The 1,983-nt window shown below is 54.7% G+C and carries 1 protein-coding gene; it reads right to left on the reverse strand.

Going from position 1 to position 1,983, the window contains the following annotated elements; translation table 11 throughout:
* Positions 1 to 278: 278 nt before the first annotated feature.
* A complete protein-coding gene (locus QZ305_RS11660; RefSeq protein ID WP_294732168.1) occupies positions 279 to 1,745 on the reverse strand; it encodes a hypothetical protein in 1,467 nt (488 codons plus the stop codon).
* Positions 1,746 to 1,983 lie beyond the last annotated feature (238 nt).

Genomic DNA, 1,983 nt, shown 5'->3' on the forward strand with positions numbered 1-1,983 from the left:
GAAGTCCTTGAACCGGCTCCGGGCCGTTGTAAAGTTAATCGCAATCATGCAATACACCCCTTTCATTCTACGCTCTATATTCTGTCCTGATTATTGTACCATATACAGCCACCTAAAGCAAGCCCCCAAAATCATCTTGCCCCCTGGAGCGTGGACATTTAGAGGGCAAAAAGCCCTTGATTTATGCGGCTTTCCGGGCGCAGTAAAGAGGGGGCTGGTATGTTTACCCTCGGAGGGCCGAAAACGGCTCCCAGAGCGTTACAGGGGCCTTTCCTGCCCTATTCCCGCCCTCCATCATGCAGCGCATTCAGAAGCCAGTCGCTCAACTCCTGGGACGGCTCAACCGGCACCGTAATGTGGCCATCCTTAAACCGCAGCGGCGGGGGCGGGCAGTCCCACCACTTCCGAATGGTCTTAGGGTCAAGGCCAGTGTCCCGGCGGCAGTCGGCCTTACGGCCCTTTGGGTGCTGCTGCCGCCACTCAAAAACAATCCCCTGGGCAGTCGGCCTGCCACTGCTATTCCACCAATTCCTGCCCTGGCGCTTCATCCGCATATCTCGGAGCATACGGGCTTCCTCCAGGTGTTCCCGCTGTTTCTGCCAATTCCGCTTATTGACCGGCATGGTCATCCCGGAGAGCCTTGCTATATCATCCCTGGGAAACGTCACATAGTCCTCATTGAACATCGAGAGAGCAGCCTCTACATCCTCCCTGGTGAAGCGGTTGACTTCCTCGATGCTCATTTCATCATAGGGCAGAAGCAGAGAATAGGCGTCCTGGCGTAGTTCGTCCTCCTCGATACCGCACTTCTTAGCATAGATCGCCAGGGTCATTACCCCATGATAGCGGTGGCCCACCCGGATCTCGTCCCGGATACGGCGCAGCCACCAATCATAGAGATCTCTTTTCACCGTCCAGCGGCCCCGCCGCTCCCCTTTCACAATCCGCCGCTCATACCAATCTGGATACTTCTCTTTAGCTTCAGCCAGGGGCATACTGCTCTTTCTCAAAATGCCCTCTAACTTCTGCCGCTCCCCGTTAGACGAGGGTATGTACTCCAAAAGGTCATCCAGCTCCACCCGATCACCGACCCGAAAGGCCACCACGGGATAACCCTTGCCCAGCTTCGTCCCAGAGCCGACCACCCGGAACCCCTGCATAAGCCCCTGCATCTGCGGCTGCTTGATGGAGGATGTGAACCTGTTCCAAATCTGCCGGGTAAGCGAATACTTCAACTCCTTCAGATAGTGCTGGTTCTGCGGATACATAGGAACCGGCTCGATCAGGACATAATACAAGTGCAGCCCCGTCCCGCTGTTCACCACAAAAGTGGCCTTTGGCAAAATCCCTTTATCCATCTGATGAAGTACGTCCCGGAGCTGAGGCATACCCACCCCATCCAGATCAAAGGCCAGAGCATAGAGGAACCGGGCAAACTTCCCCGACCGCTTCTTGCCGAAGTAGGATATAGGAGCCATTATAGTAAAATCTGTTTCCTTCAGCTCATCAAGCTTCTTCAGATCATCCGTGATAATGTACCGTTTGGCCGTACCGTCTCCCTCAATCTCCAGAGCAATACCGTTGACGGAGCCACCCTTACCAGGTAGATGGACGGCGATCCCGTTGGGCTTACTGTCCTCAAAGTGACCCTGCCGCTCAAAAGACCCCTCCGGGAAAATCTCCCGGTAAAATTCAAAAGGCGTAACCTGTTCTAAAAACTGCTCCAAGTGGGCATTCTTCTCCATATACAAAGCTTGATACTCTGACACTGTACCACGAAACCCATTTGACATAGAAGCACCTCCTACACAAAAAAGAAAAAGAAGCAAAAAGAAAAAATCCGCTGCGGCGGGGACGGGGGAGCCGCCTGCGGGCGGCAGGGGGGAAAGGGGGAGCCAAAGAGCGGCCCCTTCGGGGCCTTAAAGAGAAAGTCACCTCCCCCTTTCCCCCCTCGCTCCGGCTATGGAAATGATGGAAAACCCT

Origin of the sequence: uncultured Faecalibaculum sp. (genome assembly GCF_910588395.1) — a bacterium.
Classification (GTDB): Bacteria; Bacillota_I; Bacilli_A; order Erysipelotrichales; family Erysipelotrichaceae; genus Faecalibaculum.

Coding starts and splice junctions, on each gene's coding strand:
- QZ305_RS11660 (WP_294732168.1), bottom strand. CDS start 1,745: ATGGAGAAGAATGCCCACTTGGAGCAGTTTTTAGAACAGGTTACGCCT.